This is a genomic window from Actinomadura luteofluorescens (assembly GCF_013409365.1).
Lineage (GTDB): Bacteria > Actinomycetota > Actinomycetes > Streptosporangiales > Streptosporangiaceae > Spirillospora > Spirillospora luteofluorescens.
In genome coordinates this window covers 4397006-4413467 of the sequence record NZ_JACCBA010000001.1, presented here as the reverse complement: position 1 = coordinate 4413467, position 16462 = coordinate 4397006, and the positions used below count along the sequence as shown (strand labels likewise).

The 16462-nt window shown below is 71.5% G+C and carries 16 protein-coding genes and 1 tRNA gene; 13 read left to right on the top strand and 4 right to left on the bottom strand.

Annotated features, from left to right (window positions below; translation table 11 throughout):
* Positions 1-44 precede the first annotated feature (44 nt).
* From pheA to BJY14_RS20400, 7 genes are all read left to right on the top strand, one after another.
* Positions 45-983 carry a prephenate dehydratase gene (gene pheA, locus BJY14_RS20430; RefSeq protein WP_179845093.1) on the top strand — a complete coding sequence of 313 codons (939 nt, stop codon included), beginning with the start codon at positions 45-47 and terminating at the stop codon, positions 981-983.
* Positions 984-1047: 64 nt separating this feature from the next.
* Entirely contained in the window at positions 1048-1689 is a 642-nt protein-coding gene (locus BJY14_RS20425; RefSeq protein ID WP_179845092.1) for a DsbA family oxidoreductase, read from the top strand.
* 268 nt (positions 1690-1957) lie between these two features.
* Entirely contained in the window at positions 1958-2899 is a 942-nt protein-coding gene (locus BJY14_RS20420) for a hypothetical protein (protein WP_179845091.1), read from the top strand.
* A 111-nt stretch (positions 2900-3010) separates the two neighbouring features.
* Positions 3011-4078: a hypothetical protein gene (locus BJY14_RS20415; RefSeq protein WP_179845090.1), complete on the top strand. Its 1068-nt coding sequence runs from the start codon at positions 3011-3013 to the stop codon at positions 4076-4078.
* Positions 4079-4093: 15 nt separating this feature from the next.
* Positions 4094-4900, top strand: coding sequence for a class I SAM-dependent methyltransferase (locus BJY14_RS20410; protein ID WP_179845089.1), 807 nt, complete (start codon positions 4094-4096; stop codon positions 4898-4900).
* Between the two features lie 100 nt (positions 4901-5000).
* Positions 5001-6260: a serine--tRNA ligase gene (gene serS, locus BJY14_RS20405; RefSeq protein WP_179845088.1), complete on the top strand. Its 1260-nt coding sequence runs from the start codon at positions 5001-5003 to the stop codon at positions 6258-6260.
* A gap of 133 nt (positions 6261-6393) precedes the next feature.
* Positions 6394-7197: a Cof-type HAD-IIB family hydrolase gene (locus tag BJY14_RS20400; protein WP_179845087.1), complete on the top strand. Its 804-nt coding sequence runs from the start codon at positions 6394-6396 to the stop codon at positions 7195-7197.
* 42 nt (positions 7198-7239) lie between these two features.
* Here the strand turns inward: BJY14_RS20400 and BJY14_RS20395 are convergent, their stop codons facing one another.
* Together BJY14_RS20395 and BJY14_RS20390 are read right to left on the bottom strand one after the other, a co-directional pair.
* The gene (locus BJY14_RS20395; RefSeq protein ID WP_179845086.1) at positions 7240-7779 is read right to left on the bottom strand and encodes a bacterial proteasome activator family protein; all 540 of its coding nucleotides are present in this window, start codon (positions 7777-7779) and stop codon (positions 7240-7242) included.
* A gap of 13 nt (positions 7780-7792) precedes the next feature.
* Complete coding sequence (locus BJY14_RS20390; protein ID WP_179845085.1) at positions 7793-8749, bottom strand: NAD(P)H-quinone oxidoreductase; 957 nt, start codon at positions 8747-8749, stop codon at positions 7793-7795.
* A gap of 172 nt (positions 8750-8921) precedes the next feature.
* Here BJY14_RS20390 and BJY14_RS45360 point away from each other — a divergent pair, with 172 nt between their 5' ends.
* The 5 genes from BJY14_RS45360 (at position 8922) to BJY14_RS20365 (ending at position 14537) form a co-directional block, all read left to right on the top strand.
* Entirely contained in the window at positions 8922-11336 is a 2415-nt protein-coding gene (locus tag BJY14_RS45360) for a MinD/ParA family ATP-binding protein (RefSeq protein ID WP_312879324.1), read from the top strand.
* 21 nt (positions 11337-11357) lie between these two features.
* On the top strand, positions 11358-11726 hold the full coding sequence (locus BJY14_RS20380) for a cupin domain-containing protein (protein ID WP_179845084.1): 369 nt from the start codon (positions 11358-11360) through the stop codon (positions 11724-11726).
* 76 nt (positions 11727-11802) lie between these two features.
* Positions 11803-11891, top strand: a tRNA-Ser gene (locus BJY14_RS20375).
* A 214-nt stretch (positions 11892-12105) separates the two neighbouring features.
* A complete protein-coding gene (locus BJY14_RS20370) occupies positions 12106-14262 on the top strand; it encodes a HEAT repeat domain-containing protein (RefSeq protein WP_179845083.1) in 2157 nt (718 codons plus the stop codon).
* Between the two features lie 110 nt (positions 14263-14372).
* Positions 14373-14537 carry a hypothetical protein gene (locus BJY14_RS20365; RefSeq protein WP_179845082.1) on the top strand — a complete coding sequence of 55 codons (165 nt, stop codon included), beginning with the start codon at positions 14373-14375 and terminating at the stop codon, positions 14535-14537.
* Between the two features lie 3 nt (positions 14538-14540).
* Here the strand turns inward: BJY14_RS20365 and BJY14_RS20360 are convergent, their stop codons facing one another.
* Entirely contained in the window at positions 14541-15263 is a 723-nt protein-coding gene (locus tag BJY14_RS20360) for a M15 family metallopeptidase (protein ID WP_179845081.1), read from the bottom strand.
* Positions 15264-15444: 181 nt separating this feature from the next.
* Here BJY14_RS20360 and BJY14_RS20355 point away from each other — a divergent pair, with 181 nt between their 5' ends.
* Entirely contained in the window at positions 15445-15867 is a 423-nt protein-coding gene (locus tag BJY14_RS20355) for a hypothetical protein (protein WP_179845080.1), read from the top strand.
* Positions 15868-15883: 16 nt separating this feature from the next.
* On the opposite strand, the gene BJY14_RS20350 is transcribed toward BJY14_RS20355, so the two are convergent.
* On the bottom strand, positions 15884-16345 hold the full coding sequence (locus BJY14_RS20350) for a MarR family winged helix-turn-helix transcriptional regulator (protein ID WP_179845079.1): 462 nt from the start codon (positions 16343-16345) through the stop codon (positions 15884-15886).
* Positions 16346-16462 lie beyond the last annotated feature (117 nt).

The window sequence follows — 16462 nt, the reverse complement described above, 5'->3', positions numbered from 1 at the left end:
AGACGGCTTCCGCACAGCCGAAACACGCACCCGGGGGACCCCAAGTGACCGCAGACGACAGGCCAGCGCGCTACGCCTACCTGGGTCCGCAGGGGACGTTCACCGAGGCCGCGCTGCTCACCCTCCCGGGCGCCGCCGGGGCCGAGCACGTCCCGTACGCGACCGTCCCGGCCGTCCTCGAAGCCCTGCGCCGCGGAGAGGCCGACACCGCCGTCGTCGCCCTGGAGAACTCCGTCGAGGGCTCGGTTCCCACGACGCTGGACGAGCTGGCGACCGGCGAGCCCCTCCAGATCGTCGGCGAGATCCACCTGCCGGTCTCGTTCGCCCTCCTCGTCCGTCCCGGCACGGCGCTGGACGACATCAAGACCGTCGCGTCCCACCCGATCGCGCAGCCGCAGTGCCGCCGCTGGCTCATGGAGAACGTCCCGGACGCCGAGTGGCGCGCCGCGACGTCCAACGCCGAGGCCGCCCAGCACGTCGCCGACGGCCACTACGACGCCGCCCTCGCCGGCTCGTTCGCGGCCGCCCGCTACGGCCTGTCGGTCCTCGCGGAGGACATCCACGACGTCGCCGACGCCGTCACCCGCTTCGTCGTCCTGAGCCGCCCCTGCCCCCCGCCGCCGCCCACCGGCATGGACAAGACGACCGTCGTCGCGTTCATCGGCGAGGACCACCCGGGCGCCCTGCTGGAGATCCTCACCGAGTTCTCGGTCCGCGGCATCAACCTCACGCTGATCCAGTCGCGCCCGACCGGCGCCGGCCTCGGCTCCTACCTGTTCTGGATGGACTTCGAGGGCCACGTCATCGACGCCCGCGTCGGCGAGGCCATGATGGGGCTGCGCCGCGTCTGCGCCGACGTCCGCTTCGTCGGGTCATACCCCCGTGCCGACCAGGTCCGCCCAGAGATCCGGCGCGGCACCCACGACGCCGACTTCACCGAGGCCGCCGCCTGGATCAGCGGCATCCGCACCGGGTACGCCTGAGCCCGGAAATCAAAACGGCCGGGGGCGTGTTGGCACGGTAGACCGTCCTGAGAGGGGTATTCCCGTGCGTGTTGAGATCTGGGCCGACGTCGTGTGCCCCTGGTGCTACCTGGGCAAGCGGCATTTCGAGCGCGCTCTCGAAGGGTTCGCCCACCGGGACCAGGTCGAGGTGGTCTACCGCGCGTTCCAGCTCGACCCCTCGTTCCCGCAGGGCGTGACGATCGACGTCGCCGAGATGCTGGCCGAGAAGTACGGCCTGACGCGCGAGGAGGCCGTCGAGAAGAACCGGGAGATGGAGGAGCGCGCCGCCGCGGCCGGCCTGGAGTACCACCTCGAAGGCCGCCAGGCGGGCAACACCGCCGACGCGCACCGGCTCGTCTACCTCGCGGGCCAGCGCGGCGTGCAGGGCGCGGTCGTCGAAGCCCTGTTCAAGGCCTACTTCACCGACGAGCGCCCGGTGTTCGACCGGGATACCCTCGTGGACGTCGTCGCCGAGGCGGGCCTGGACGCCGTGGAGGCACGCGACGTGCTCGCGTCCGGGAAGTTCGCCTCGGAGGTGGAGACCGAGCAGAGCGCCGCGCGCGACATCGGCGCCACCGGCGTTCCCTTCTTCGTCATCGACCGCCGCTACGGCGTCTCGGGCGCCCAGCCCACCGAGACGTTCGCGCAGGTCCTGGACCAGGCCTGGGCGGACGCTCAGCAGTAGAGAGCCGCCTCCCCGCCGTGACGCAACCGAGACCGTCGGGGCGCGCCCCGGCGACAACCGGTTGTGGATCTTGGACGTCCCCTTCACACCAGTGAACAGTGGAGAGGTCGTCCCGTGCGCCGATTGCTCGCCGTCGCCGCGGCACTAGCCGTGGCTTCCCCCTCACCGCAGCCCCCGCGCACGCCTGCGGGGGCCGAGTGCCCGCGTCCTGTCGCCGGCGGGTTCGCCTCTGGACTTCGCCGAGCCGCGGCTCAAGACCCGGCTGACGATGAACGTCCCGGACCGGCTGCTCGTCGGCGAGCGGGTCCCTGTGACGGGCCGGCTCGAACGCCAGGACCTCGACGGCACCTGGGGCCCGCTCGCGGGCAAGCATCTCGATCTCCAGTTCAACCGGCCGTCGAGCCCAGACTGGAACACGATCGCCGCTCCGGTCACCGACGCCAACGGTTACTACAGCGTCCAGGTCCTGGTGGTCGAGAACGGCGCCTGGACGATCGATTTCGCGGACGATCCGGTCAACTTCCCGGATGACTACCGCACCTACGAGATGTCCTACGCCAACACCAACGTCCGCCAGGTCATGCACCGGACCTCCGTCAGCGGTTTCAACGCGGCCCCCGAGCCGGTCGGCCTGGGCGGCACCCTGCGGGCGTCCGGCACCGTGATGTTCACGAGGGCCGACGGGACGAAGGTGCCCGCGGGCGGCACCACCGTGCGGCTCCAGTTCTCGACCGACGGGAAGAGCTGGAAGGACAAGGCCGCGCAGTCGCCCATGAACGGCAAGTTCGCCATCGACGTGAAGGCCGAGCGCGACGGCTACTGGCGGGCGAGGGTCCCTGACGACGACGGCTACCTCGTGGTGCCCTCCGTCAGCAACGCCGACCACGTCGACGTGAGGTACCGGACCTACATCCACCAGTTCAACGCCTCCCCGGAGCCGGTGCGGAAGGGCGCGGCGATCACCGTCAAGGGCCTGCTCTACCGCTACATGCCTGCTGGGCGGCCGGGTCCGGGAGCGCCGGTCTCCCTCTACTTCAAGGCCAAGGGCTCCTCGACCTGGACCGGCGTCGCGGTGGTGAGGACGGCGAGCAACGGCTGGTTCAGCAAGAAGTTCAAGGCGTCCAAGGACGGCTACTGGACCGCGGTCTACAAGGGCGGCTCCGGCTACCTGCGCTCCAACCAGCCCGCCGACTACGTGGACGTGCGCTGACGCGAACGGCGGTGCGGCCGGCGTCGTGATCCAAGCGTGATCACCGGCGGTCAACCGCCGGTCAGTGCCGGGCGTCAACTCCATACCAGTATTCAGTGGAGAGGTCCTGCCTTGCGCCGCTCATCCGCTCTGCTCGCCACCGCCGCCCTCACCTCGTCCGCCTTCCTCGCTCCGAGCGCCGCCCGCGCCGACGCGACCGATGGCACGACCCGGGCCGCTTCCGTCACCGCCGACAAGCAGGCCACGGTCATCACCGCCCGGATGGGGCCGAATTCGACCGTCTCTCCGGGCACGGTGATGACCGTGTACGGCAGCGTCCTCCGGCAGGCCTCCACGGGTCCCGAGCCCGTGGAGGGGCTGGAGATCCAGCTCGATGTGCCGCCCGACCTCCTTGAGGCCGGAAGCATCAAGACGACCCGGACCTTCGCGGACGGCAGCTTCCGTGCCGCCTTCACCGTTGGGCGGCAGGTCGGGAAGTCGGGCGCGGTGACGGTGCGCTTCGAGGGAAACGAGGTGCTCACCGGCAGCCAGGCCGGCCTGGGGACGCTGAACGTCCGGAACTACTCCGAGATCACCGACTTCAACGCCATCCCCGAGCCGCACGCCTACCGCGACCCGATCGTCGCGGACGGGCGACTGTACGTCCGGCCCGGCGACACCGGCGCCACGGAGCTGCCGCTGTACCTGGAGTACTCCCTGGACGGCAAGACGTGGAGGGTCTGGGCCGCCCAGACCCTGGCGCGGCCCATGTACTTCACGTTCAACGACGCCAAGCTGGTGACGAAGGACGCGTACTGGCGCGTCCGCTACCCGGGCAGCCTCCTGACCATGCCGTCCGTGAGCACCGTCGACTTCGTCGACGTCAAGTACCGGACGGAGTGGTACGTCTTCAACGCCTCGCCCGAGCCCGTGAAGAAGGGCGGGACCATCACGGTCAAGGGGCAGCTCTTCCGGTTCCGGGATTTGGCGAGCCCGGCCCCGAACGCACCCGTTTACGTCTACTTCCGGCGTGCCGGCACCTCGAAGTGGGTCCAGATGGCGGCGACGAAGACCAACGTCTACGGCTGGTTCTCCAAGAAGTTCAGGGCGTCCGCGGACGGCACCTGGAAGGCGGTCTACAAGGAGTCCTCCGGATACATCGGCTCGACCTCGCCGGCCGACACCGTGGACGTGCGCTGACGTAGGCTGCGGGGCGTGGCGAAGGACTTCGATCTTTACGAGCGGGAGCTGTGGGCCGGGCGGGCCCCCGCGTACGAGCGGGGGTTCGCCCACGTCACGCGGTACATGATCGAGCCGCTGCTGGACGCGGCCGGGGTGGCGGACGGGACGCGGCTGCTCGACGTCGGCACCGGGCCCGGGTTCGTCTCGCGGGAGGCGGCGCGGCGCGGCGCGCTCGTGTCGGCCATGGACGCCGAGCCGGGCATGGCGGAGACGGCGCTCCGGAACGTCCCCGGGCTGGACGTGAAGGTCGCCGTCCTGCCGGACGTCCCGTTCGAGGACGGGACGTTCGACGCGGTCGCCGGCAACTTCGTCATCAACCACGTGGGCTCCCCCGACGTGGCGCTTGCCCGGCTGCGGGGCGTGCTGCGCGAGGGCGGGCGGCTGGCGGTGACCTGCTGGGTGATGCCGGGCAGCGGGGCCCTCGCGATCGTCCGGGAGGCGATCGTGGCGGCGGGCGTGCCGTGGCCGGACGACATCCCCGAGCCGCCGTTCCTGGAGTACGGGGAGCCGGCGGCGTTCCGGCGGCTGGTCGTCGAGGCCGGGTTCACCGAGGTCGCGGTCGAGGAGGTGACCTGGGAGCACGTCGTCGACCCCGAGGAGTGGTGGGAGACGGGCGCGCTGTCCCGGGTCGGCACGAACGGCGTGATCGTCGGACGCCAGGACGCGCCGACCGTCGCCCGCGTCAAGGCCGCCTACGACGAGATCGTCGCGGACTACGCGGCCGGCGACGGGAAGGTGGCGCTGCCGGCGCACGCGCTGCTGGCGAGCGGCGTCCGCTAGCGACGGCCGCGGACGGCGTCCGCGAACCGCGTCCATCGGCGGACGCGAACCGCCGATACTCGCGCGCGGACGGGGGCGCCGGGCCGGTAGCCTCGGGTCTGTGATTGACCTGCGAGCTCTTCGAGAGGATCCCGAGCGGCTGCGCGCCTCGCAGCGCGCCCGCGGTGAGGATGACGGCGTCGTCGACCGGCTGCTCGACCTGGACGGGAGGCGCCGCTCCGCGCTGACCTCGTTCGAGCAGCTCAGGGCGGAGCAGAAGAGTTTCGGCAAGTCGGTGTCCAAGGCGCAGGGCGACGAGCGGCAGGCGCTGCTGGCCCGCGCCAAGGAGCTGGCGCAGCAGGTGAAGGAGCGCGAGGCGGAGGCCGACCGCCTCGGCGGCGAGCTCGACGCGCTGCTCAAGGGCGTCCCGAACATCATCGAGGAGGGCGCCCCGCCCGGCGGCGAGCAGGACTTCGTCGTCCTGGAGCACGTCGGCGAGCCCACCGCGTTCGACTTCGAGCCGAAGGACCACCTGGAGCTCGGCGAGAGCCTCGGCGCCATCGACATGGAGCGCGGCGCGAAGGTGTCGGGCGCGCGGTTCTACTACCTGACGGGCGTGGGCGCGCGGCTCCAGTACGCGCTGCTGAACCTCGCCATGGAGCAGGCCGTCGCGAGCGGGTTCGTGCCGATGTACCCGCCGGTCCTGGTGAAGCCGGAGGCGATGGAGGGCACCGGGTTCCTCGGCGCCCACGCCGCCGAGGTGTACCAGCTCTCCCAGGAGGAGCTGTACCTGGTCGGGACGTCGGAGGTGCCGCTCGCCGCGTTCCACATGAACGAGATCGTCGACGAGCTGCCGCGGCGGTACGTGGCGTGGTCGTCCTGCTTCCGCCGCGAGGCCGGCTCCTACGGCAAGGACACGCGCGGCATCATCCGCGTCCACCAGTTCGACAAGGTGGAGATGTTCTCCTACTGCGACCCGGCCGACTCCCACGCCGAGCACCTGCGGCTGCTGGAATGGGAGAAGGAGATGCTCGCCAAGGTCGAGATCCCGTACCGGGTGATCGACGTGGCGGCGGGCGACCTGGGCGCCAGCGCGGCCCGCAAGTACGACTGCGAGGCGTGGGTGCCGACGCAGAACACCTACCGCGAGGTCACCTCGACGTCGAACTGCACCGAGTTCCAGGCGCGGCGCCTGGCGGTGCGGCACCGCGACGCCGACGGCAGGAACCAGCCGGTGGCGACGCTGAACGGGACGCTGGCGACGACGCGCTGGATGGTCGCGATCCTGGAGAACCACCAGCAGGCCGACGGTTCGGTGCGCGTCCCGAAGGCGCTGCAGAAGTTCCTCGGCCTGGAGGTCCTGGAGCCGGTCAAGCGCTGAACGTGCGTGGAGCGGGGCCCGTCCCGGCCTGGGACGGGCCCCGCCCGCGTCTCCCGGGCCCTGGGGTGATGCCGGGAGTCGGGCGTGTCATGCCCCTGGCCTAGGGTGTGTCCCATCTGCCCAGGAAGGTGACATGTCTGAGTCCTCGCCGCGTGTGATCGCCACCGACCTCGACGGCACGATCGTGCGCTCCGACGGCACGATCTCCGCCCGGACCGTCGCCGCCCTCGCCCGGGTCGAGCGGTCCGGGGCGATGCTCGTCATGGTCACCGGGCGGCCGCCGCGCTGGATGACGGAGATCGCCGCGGCCGTCGAGCACCGCGGCGTCGCGATCTGCGCCAACGGCGCCGTCCTCTACGACCTGCACACCGAGACCGTCCTGCGGGCCAACGAGATCGCGCCGGACGTGCTCGCCGAGGTGATCGGGCGGCTGCGCGGCACCGTGCCCGAGCTGCGCTTCGCGGTGGAGTACCCGACCGGGTTCGTGTTCGAGGCCAGCTACGACCTCGGCCGGTGGGACGCGGCGGCGCTCGGCGGCCGCCCCGTCGACGACGCCGAACTGGTCAGCCGGGGCGGAACCAAGCTGCTCGCGTTCCATCCGGCCGCCGACCCCGACGCCCTGTCGGCGAAGGCGGTCCAGGCCGTCGGCGACCTCGTGACCGTGACGCACTCCTCCGGGCGCGGGCTGCTGGAGATGAGCGCGCTCGGCGTCACCAAGGCCAGCGCCCTGGCGGCCCTGTGCGCCGAGCAGGGCATCACGGCGCGGGACGTCACCGCGTTCGGCGACATGCCCAACGACCTGCCGATGCTGGCCTGGGCGGGCACGTCCTACGGGGTCGCGAACGCGCACCCGCTCGTGCTGGCCGCCGTGTCGCACAAGACGTCCCGCAACGACGACGACGGCGTGGCCGAGGTCCTGGAACGCCTCTTCCCATAGCGCGGCCGCACCCGCTGCGGGGTGCGGCCGGAGTCGCGCGTCCTACAGGTAGGGGCCGGACGAGCGCGGCCCGGGCTTCGGGTCGTCCTCGACGCCGGGGGGCATCATTCCCGCGGGCAGGGCGCGCCGCATCTGCTCCAGCTGCGCCCGCGCCGCCATCTGCTGGGCGAACAGGGTCGTCTGGATGCCGTGGAACAGGCCCTCCAGCCAGCCGACGAGCTGCGCCTGCGCGATCCGCAGCTCCGACTCGCTCGGCACCGTGCCCTCGGTGAACGGCAGCGACAGCCGCTCCAGCTCCGCGACCAGCTCGGGCGCGAGGCCGTCCTCCAGCTCCTTGATGGACGACTGGTGGATCTCCCGCAGCCGGGCCCGGCTCGCCTCGTCCAGCGGCGCGGCCTTGACCTCCTCCAGCAGCTGCCGGATCATCCCGCCGATCCGCATGACCTTCGCCGGCTGCTCGACCATCTCGGTCACCGACTTGCCCTCGGACTCGCCGTCGCCGCCGCCCTCCATGGTGATGCCATTCGGGCCGAGGACGAGCACCTGGGGCTCTTCCGACTGCTTCTTCGAAGCCTCGCTCATAAACTCCACATCCTCACACGGTCAGCAGGATCTTGCCGACGTGACCGCTTTCTTCCATCAACTCGTGCGCGCGCGACGCCTCCGCCATCGGGATCCGGCGGTCGACGACCGTCCGGATCCGTCCCGACTCCAGGAGCGGCCACACATGCTCCCGGACGCCGGCCACGATCCGCGCCTTCTCCTCCAACGGACGGGCCCGCAAAGTCGTGGCGTGCACCAGCGCCCGCTTGCGCAGCAGCATGCCGATGTCGAGCTCCGCCTTCGCGCCGCCCTGGAGCCCGATCACCATCAGCCGCCCGCCGGTGGCGAGGGCGTCCACGTTGCGCGCCAGGTACTTGGCGCCGATGAGGTCGAGGATCACGTCGTAGGGGCCGCTCTCGACGAAGTCGTCCTCGCGGTAGTTCACCGCGACGTCCGCGCCCAGCTCCCGGCACCGTGCGGCCTTCTCCGGGCTGCCCACCGTCGTCACCACGCGCGCCCCGCGCGCCTTGGCGAGCTGGATGGCGAACGTCCCGATGCCGCTGCCGCCGCCGTGGACGAGCAGCGTCTCGCCCTCGCTCAGGCCGGCCAGCATGACCACGTTCGACCACACGGTGCAGGCGACCTCCGGGAGCCCGGCGGCCTCCACGAGGTCCACGCCGCGCGGCACCGGCAGCACCTGCGAGGCGGGGACCGCGACCCGTTCGGCATAGCCTCCGCCGCTGAGCAGCGCGCACACCTCGTCGCCGACGTTCGGCCCGGTCACGCCCTCGCCCAGCTCGGCGATCCGGCCGGACACCTCAAGGCCCGGGTATGGGGGAGCGTCCTGCGGCGGGGGATAGAAGCCCATGCGCTGCATGACGTCGGCGCGGTTGACGGCGCTCGCCGCCACGTCGATCAGCACCTCGCCCGGCTTCGGCGCCGGATCCGGCACCGGCCTCCAGTCCAGGACGCCGGCGTCGCCCGGCTCGCGGATCACGATCGCATGCATACCGGTCACGCTACCGGGCGCCTCCAAGCCGTCCCCGGCCCCCGCCGCGCCGTCCCGCAAGGCCGATCTACGCGCGGGATGCCCGGTATTGACGCACCGGTATCCTGCGTGGGGGTCTTTTTGCCCGCCTGCACCGTGTGGATCATCAGAGGCGTGCCCGAGGGGGAAAACGGTGGCGAGGAACGAGCACGACGGGCGCTCACTGGAGGAGCGGCTGGCCTCTCTGGACGCGATGAGCGACGACGCGAAGGGACCGCCCCCCGCCCCCGAGGGCGCGCAGCCGCCGCAGGGGCCCGAGGAGCAGGAGAACGCGCCGCCCGCCCCCGCCGAACCGAAGGCCGAGCAGCCCGGCCAGGACGCCGAACCCTGGCTCGCCGCGCCCCCCGCCTACCAGGGCTCCCAGGACGACTTCGGCCCGCCGCCCTACGAGGGCGGCCCCATGCCGCAGCCGTTCGACGGCGGAATGCTCCCGCCCCCGTACGCCGCGGGCGGCTACCAGCCGCAGCCGTCCCCGTACGACGCCAACGGCAGCGCGGCCCCGCCCCTCGACCAGCTGCCGCCCTACCCGGCCGACCCGTTCGGCCCTCAGGACCAGCCGGGCCAGGCCTACCAGCCCGTCGACCCCGCGACGGGCCAGCCCTACCCGCAGGACACCGACGATTCGGGCCGCCCGTACGTCCCCGTCGACCCGGCCACGGGCCGCCCTCTCGCCTCCGACCCGAACGCGCCCGGTCAGCAGTTCCCGCCCGTGGACCCGACCACCGGCCAGCCGTACCCGCCGGCCGACCCCGGCATCGGCCAGCCGTTCGCCCCGGACCCGAACGCCGCGGGTCAGCAGTTCCCGCCCGTCGACCCGAGCACCGGTCAGCCCTTCCAGCCGGGCCCGCCCGCGCCCGGCCAGCCGTACCCCCCGATGGACCCCGGCATGGGCCAGCCCTACGCGCCGGACCCGAACATGGGCCAGCCCGTCCCGTTCGGCCCGGCCCCCGAGGGCCAGCAGCTCCCGCCGAACGACCCGAACACCGGTCAGCCTTACGCGCCCGACCCGAACGCGGGCGGTCCGCTCTTCCCGCAGGCAGACCCGAACACCGGTCAGCCTTACGCGACTGACCCCAACATGGGCGGCCCGCTCTTCCCGCAGGCGGACCCGAACGCCGGTCAGCCGTATGCGCATGACCCGAACGCGGGCGGCCCGCTCTTCCCGCAGGTCGACCCGAACACCGGTCAGCCCTACGCGCCCGACCCCAACGCCGCGGGTCAGCCCGTCTCCTTCGGCCCGGCCCCCGAGGGGCAGCAGTTCCCGCCGATGGACCCGAACACCGGTCAGCCCTACGCGCCCGACCCGAACGCCGGTCTGCCGTTCCAGCCGGGCCCGCCCGCGCCCGGCCAGCCGTACCCCCCGATCGCCCCTGGCATGGGGCAGCCCTACGCGCCGGACCCGAACGCGGGCGCCCAGCCGTACCCGCCGGTCGACCCGAACACCGGCCAGCCTTACGCTCCCCCCGTCGACCCCAACACCGGGCAGCCCTACCAGCCGCAGGGCTACGGGTACCCGGCCGGGCCGCCGCAGGGGGAGGGGCAGTACCCGCAGGCGCCCGGCCAGATGATGCAGCCGGGCCACCCCGCTCCGCCCCAGCAGCAGGGGCAGCAGAGCGCCGACAGCCTCAGCTCCGAGAACCTGCTCGGCGAGCGTCGCATCGCGCCCTCGTCCGGCTGGCGGCGCGCCGTCTACAAGGCCACCGCGGGCGGCATCCACCCGGGCGAGTCGCAGACCGACCTGCGCCGCAAGGATCTGATCGCGCGGGCGCGCACCGCCGTCGCGGGCGGGCACCACCGGGTCGCCGTCATGTCGCTGAAGGGCGGCGTCGGCAAGACGACCACGACCACCGGGCTCGGCTCGATGCTGGGGTCGCTGCGCGGCGACCGCGTCATCGCGGTGGACGCGAACCCCGACCGCGGGACGCTGTCGGACAAGGTCAGGCTGGAGACCGCCGCGACCGTCCGCGACCTGCTCAACAACCGCGACCAGATCCACCGGTACGCCGACGTCCGCGCGTTCACCTCGCAGAACGAGGCGCGCCTGGAGATCCTCGCGTCCGACCGCGACCCTGCGGTCAGCGAGGCGTTCAGCGCCGAGGACTACGCGGCCGTCGCCGTCGTCCTGGAGCAGTACTACTCGGTCTGCATCACCGACTGCGGCACCGGGCTGCTGCACTCGGCGATGGCGGGCGTGCTGAGCCTGGCCGACCAGCTCGTCCTGGTCAGCTCCCCGTCGGTGGACGGCGCCCGGTCCGCGAGCGCGACCCTCGACTGGCTGGAGGCGCACGACCACGGCCACCTGGTCCGCAACGGCGTCGTCGTCCTGTCGATGGTCCGCAACCGCACCCGAAGCCAGGTCGACCTGGACAAGCTCCAGGCCCACTTCGAGAGCCGCTGCCGCGCCGTCGTCCGCATCCCCTACGACGACCACCTGGAGGAGGGCGCCGAGGTCGAGCTGGAGCAGCTCGCCCCCGCGACCCGCGAGGCGTACCTGACGCTCGCCGCCGTGGTGGGAGACGGTTTCGCCTTCCAGCGCCCGCAGTCCTGAGCTGGGCTACCGTTGCCATCTGTGACGGACGACGACGGTGTGTACGTGGGGAGGGCGGCGCCGGACGCGGCCGCCGACCGCGGCTGGCTGCTCGGGCACTTCAAGACGCCCGGCGACCTGCGGCACAGCGCCGAGGTCGAGATCAAGTGGGGCGTGCACCCGAAGGGCGAGCGGCGCGCCGCGTGGACGGACGGCGAGAAGCGCACCGCCCTGCTCGTGCTGATCAGCGGCCGTTTCCGGCTGGAGTTCCCCGGCCGCGTCGTCGTCCTCGCCGAGCAGGGCGACTACGTGGTGTGGGGCCGCGGCGTCGACCACTCGTGGGAGGCCGAGGAGGAGTCGGTGGTGCTCACGGTCCGCTGGCCGTCCATCCCCGGCTACCGCGTCCCCTAGGGGGTCGCGTTATGCGGTCGAACGCAGCGGCCCCGGCCCGCTATCGTGGGCGATGACCACCGCGAGGCGGTCACCTGGAGAGTTCGCATAGTGGACTAGTGCAGGCGCCTTGAAAGCGCCCAGGGCTGGGGACAGTCCTCGTGGGTTCGAATCCCACACTCTCCGCCCAGGCAGCGGCGGTGTCAGCGGCCGCATGGTTGAGCCGGGTTGACGGCTCGCTCCCGCCCGCCGAGAGCCCTCGGCGGCACCGGGTTCGGCGGGACGAAGCTCACTCCGGGGCACGACGGGCCTGGTCGGCTGGGCGAAGAGAGCCTTGAAACTGGAGGACATGGGGCAGATCGGTCTGCCAGCCTGATGAGCCGATCATGGAGGAGACCCTGTGCCGGATGGCGATGAGGCGTCGTTTCTCGGGGAGTTCAGTCAACGGCTGCGCAGTGGCGACCTCGGTGTCGTGTGCGATGCGTTGAGCGACTACCAGCAGGCGCAGGCGGACACCAGGTGGGGAGTGGACAACCCGTACTGGCCACTGAACAACGAGGTGCTCTTCGTCGCCCGCGACCTCCTGGACCGGTCGTCCACGCTCGACGACGAGAACCGGCATCGGGCGCTCTCCTGGTCGCTCACCGCGGTGTGGCACCTCGGTGAAGACGAGGACGCCGACCGGATCTCCGAGATTCTGGAAACCACCTCTGACCCTGGGCTGCGGGAGGAGGGGCTGATGGCCGCGTCCACTGCTCTCGGGGACGCGGAGGAGCCGAACCCTCGCCTCCTGGCGGCCGTCCGCGCGATCGCCCTCGACGAGAGCCTGGACGCCCGGGATCGCGGCTCCGCGATCCATGCCCTGGGCGAACTCGACATGCCCGAGGTGGACGCCCTCTTCCTCCGCCTTACCGAATCCGGTGACCTCAAGGTCCAGGTCAGCGCGGCGGGGCAGCTGACATCGACCAAGAAGGTCCGTGCGCACCGCGAGGTGCTCCAGCGACTCGTCGACTCCTGGCCGGAGGACGCCGGCCCCTTTTCCAGGGACGTGCGCGATGCGCTCGTGGGCTTTCACAGCACGTACTGGCAGGACGCCCACCTGGACGATCCGGCCCTTCGGAACGCTCACGGCGAGTTGCGGTTCCCGCTGACCGACAAGACGTGCCTGGAGGCGTTCACCACGCTGCTGCGCAGCGACGACCCGGTCGCCGTGGGCATCGCGCTCGACCACTACGAGCACTGGGAGGGGCTGCGGCACGTCCTGGACGACTCCGACCTGGCGGACGCCTACCTGCCCGAGGTGCTGGAGCGCGCCCGCGAGGTGCTCCGTCGCCCGATCTCGCCCGCCGAGGTGAGCGCGCTGAACATGATCGGAACGGAGCACGCGGAACCGGGCGACACCGACCTGCTGGTGGACATCCTCGGCCGGACGGATTCCGACACCGTTCGGTACAGGGCCGTCTGGGCGGCGTCCGGGCTCCTCGACGGGGCCGAGTCCGCTGACGCCCGGCTCGTCGAGGCCGTGAGCGGCGTGATCTTCGACCCGTCCTCCCAGGGGACCAGGGAGACGGCGATCCGGATCCTTGCCGACCGGCTCGGTGCGGGCGCCGACGACGTCCTTCTGCGTGCGATCCGCGAGGGGGAGCCGGACGTGCAGGTGCACGCGGTCTCCCACCTGGTGAAGACGGGCGGCCTGGACCGCCACCGTGCGGTCATGGAAGACCTGGCGGAAAGCTGGGAGGAGCGTCCTCCGGCGCACTTCTGGGGTCAGAACCCCGTCGACCTGGTCTTCGGGAAGCCGCACAGCGTTCACTGGGAGGGGCACCGGCTGCGGGACCCGGACCTGCGTCGTGCGCACAGAAGGCTGCGCCTCCCCACGGCGGACGAGTCGTACCACGACGCTATGCGCACGATGCTCGAAAGCGGTGACGTGGCCGCCGTCGGCATCGCCCTGGACCATTGGTGGGACCCGGAAGGCGCCCTCGCGCGAGGTGGTGAAGGGGCACGGCAACCGGCGAGGGCGCTCGTCCTCACGTTGATCCAGGAGATCTTGCGGCAGCCGCCGTCCCCGCCCGAACTCAGTCGCGAGTACGGTCCCCTCGCGGCCCACCTCACCGCCCTGTCCGCGCTGGGGGTGGCCGCGAAGGACGACCTGTCCGTGCTCGCCGACTCGCTCAGGTGCGCCGACTCGCTCCGCGGCCAGGTCCTCGGCACCGTGAGCGACGTGCTCCGGTCCGTCGGCCGCTCCCACCCCCGGCTCGTCCAAGCCCTTGGGGACGTCGTGTGCGACGAAGCCGTCCCGATGAGCGAGCGCGGTCAGGCCGTGTATCTGCTGGGGGAGTTTCGGAGCGACAACTCCGTCGATGTGCTCCTGAGTGCGGCCCGCCGCCCCGAGCTGGAGATCCAGGCGGCCGCGGCCCTGGTCCTCGCACGGGACGAGACGTTCGCGGAGCACCGTCCGATGATCCAGGCCCTTGCCGTGAGCTGGCCCGAGGAGGACGTCCCGACCGAAGTCATCGAAGTGCGCGAGCTTCTCGAAGACTCGGACGAAGAGTAGGGCTCGGGCTCCTCGGCCCCCCACCACCTGATGGTCGTCGCGGCCGGCTCGGGTTGCTCTCGTGGTGAAATCGCCCGACTCGGGCGGATGGGTTCGTTACCCTCTTCGGCATGTCGCAGACACCGCAGGATCCTGCAGGCACGACGCACCAGTTCCAGAACTTCGCCAGCCAGTCGCAGCCGGAGAAGACCGGCCCGAACATCGGCCTGATCGTCGGCATCGTCGCCGTGGTGGCCGTCGTCGCGATCCTCGTGATCGCGCTGATGATGATGTGACGCTCAGCGGCCCGAACTGGAGAAGTGCTGGTAGTCGCGGGCGCCGCTCCAGGTGCCGCCCCAGCTCCAGCCGATCGAGGCGAACGCCTTGACGACCTTGTCGCCGGCGTGGATGACGCCCGGGTCGTCGTTCTTGCGGTTCTTGTACTTGACGCAGTCCTTGTGCGCGACGCGCCCGTCCGCGTAGACGTACGGGTTCTGGCACGGGTTGATGTCGACCGCGAGGCCGTAGGCGTGGTTGGAGAACGAGCTCGACCCGGTCGCCTGGCGGCAGTTGAACGCCGAGGTGTTGTTCGCCTCGATCGAGTCGAAGTCGCTGCCCTTGTACTTGTCGACCGGCTCCATGCGCTCGATGGGGTAGCGCATGGCGTACAGCTTCCGGAACACCTTGACCAGGTCGCCGGCCGCCTTGGCGTTGACGACGAGCCGCCCGCCGGTGTGCGGCTTGTCGTCCATCCCCCAGTAGGTCATCTCGATCATCCGGAGCCCGGACGGCGACACGGGGCAGCCGCGGCGCCACGAGTGCTCGAGGTCCCCGGCCGTCACCTTCTTGATCGTGGACTGGAAGCCCTGCCTGCTCGGGGACGGCGACGGGCTGCTCGGAGCGGACGCGGCCGGCGGGGTCGCCGGAGGCGCCGACTCGCCCGTGTCGTCGCCGCCGCGGCCACATCCGGCCGCGGCGAGCGGCACGGCCAGCAGCGTGGCGAGGAAAGTCGCGGTTCCCATGGCCCCTCTACCTGGCATCTTTGCAGCATACGCAGGTCAGGGGGTGAGCGCGCCGGGCCGGGTATTCGCTACGGTGCGTTTGAAGGCGCGCCCGACGGATAGGGCCGGAACGGACGGGCCGTGATCCTCAACCATCCGCCGGGCATGCCGCCCGGCGGGCGTCCGGCCCCAGGGAGCCGGGATGGCGGAACCTCAGGAGAGGGACCTTCCAAGCCTCGAAGACGAGATCTTCGCGGTCGCGCACAGCGTGGAGGTCGAGCAGGGGGCGCATGCGCAGCCCCTGCTGCAGACGGAGAGGGCGCAGGTCGCCGCGGAGCGCGCGCGTGCGTTCCTCGGCCGGGACATCAAGGCGCTGGCGGCCGGCATGGCGGCGTTCGTCTTCGTCGACGCCGTGATGATGTACCCGCCGCTGATGATGAGCCGCCGGCCCAGCCTGCTGCCGCAGTTCGTGACGCTGCTCGTGCTGGCGTTCGGGCTCGGGGGCCTGCTCGCCTGGAAGGTCGGCGGGCGGTGGCGGACGTTCGGCATCGGGATGATGCTCGCCTGGGGCTTGCTGACCCTGCTGTCGGTCGGGTTCCTGACCGGCGTGACCGCCCCGCTCTAGGACGGGCCGCCGGGCTCTAGGACGGGCCGCCGAGGCGCTTGAGGACGAGGCCGAACGCGCGCCCGATGGCCTCCAGGTCCTGGGGTTCGACCACGTCGATGAAGAACGTCCGGACGACCTCGACGTGGTCGCGGGCGGCGCGGTCGAGCGCGGCGAAGCCCTCGTCGGTCAGGTGCGCGTAGACGCCGCGCTTGTCGTTCGGGCAGCTGTCCCGCTTGACCAGGCCCTTGGACTCCAGGCGGGAGCAGGTGTGGGAGAGCCGGCTGCGCGACTGGCTGGCGTTGTCGGCCAGCTCCGCCATCCGCAGCCGCCGGTCGGGCGCCTCCGACAGCCGGACGAGGATCTCGTACTCGGAGTTCGACAGCCCGTGCTTGGTCTTGAGATCGCGGTCCATGACCTCGGTGAGCCGGACGCTGCCGTCCACGTATGCCCGCCAATCGCGCTGCTGGGCGGCATCGAGCCAGCGAGGTTCGGTCATGGGACCGAGTATAGACCATATATTGAAGATTCAACTAACTTTCGCTATCTTCAGCCTAGCAGGACGGATGTCTCCGTCCGAGGGAATAGTTGAATCATCAACTAAGTTGCAGGGACC

Excerpts from the sequence above, each read along its gene's own strand:
- BJY14_RS20420 (WP_179845091.1), top strand. The coding sequence starts at position 1,958 with ATGAACGTCCCGGACCGGCTGCTCGTCGGCGAGCGGGTCCCTGTGACG.
- BJY14_RS20400 (WP_179845087.1), top strand. The coding sequence starts at position 6,394 with ATGTCTGAGTCCTCGCCGCGTGTGATCGCCACCGACCTCGACGGCACG.
- BJY14_RS20395 (WP_179845086.1), bottom strand. The coding sequence starts at position 7,779 with ATGAGCGAGGCTTCGAAGAAGCAGTCGGAAGAGCCCCAGGTGCTCGTC.
- BJY14_RS20390 (WP_179845085.1), bottom strand. The coding sequence starts at position 8,749 with ATGCATGCGATCGTGATCCGCGAGCCGGGCGACGCCGGCGTCCTGGAC.
- BJY14_RS20365 (WP_179845082.1), top strand. The coding sequence starts at position 14,373 with ATGTCGCAGACACCGCAGGATCCTGCAGGCACGACGCACCAGTTCCAG.
- BJY14_RS20360 (WP_179845081.1), bottom strand. The coding sequence starts at position 15,263 with ATGGGAACCGCGACTTTCCTCGCCACGCTGCTGGCCGTGCCGCTCGCC.
- BJY14_RS20355 (WP_179845080.1), top strand. The coding sequence starts at position 15,445 with ATGGCGGAACCTCAGGAGAGGGACCTTCCAAGCCTCGAAGACGAGATC.
- BJY14_RS20350 (WP_179845079.1), bottom strand. The coding sequence starts at position 16,345 with ATGACCGAACCTCGCTGGCTCGATGCCGCCCAGCAGCGCGATTGGCGG.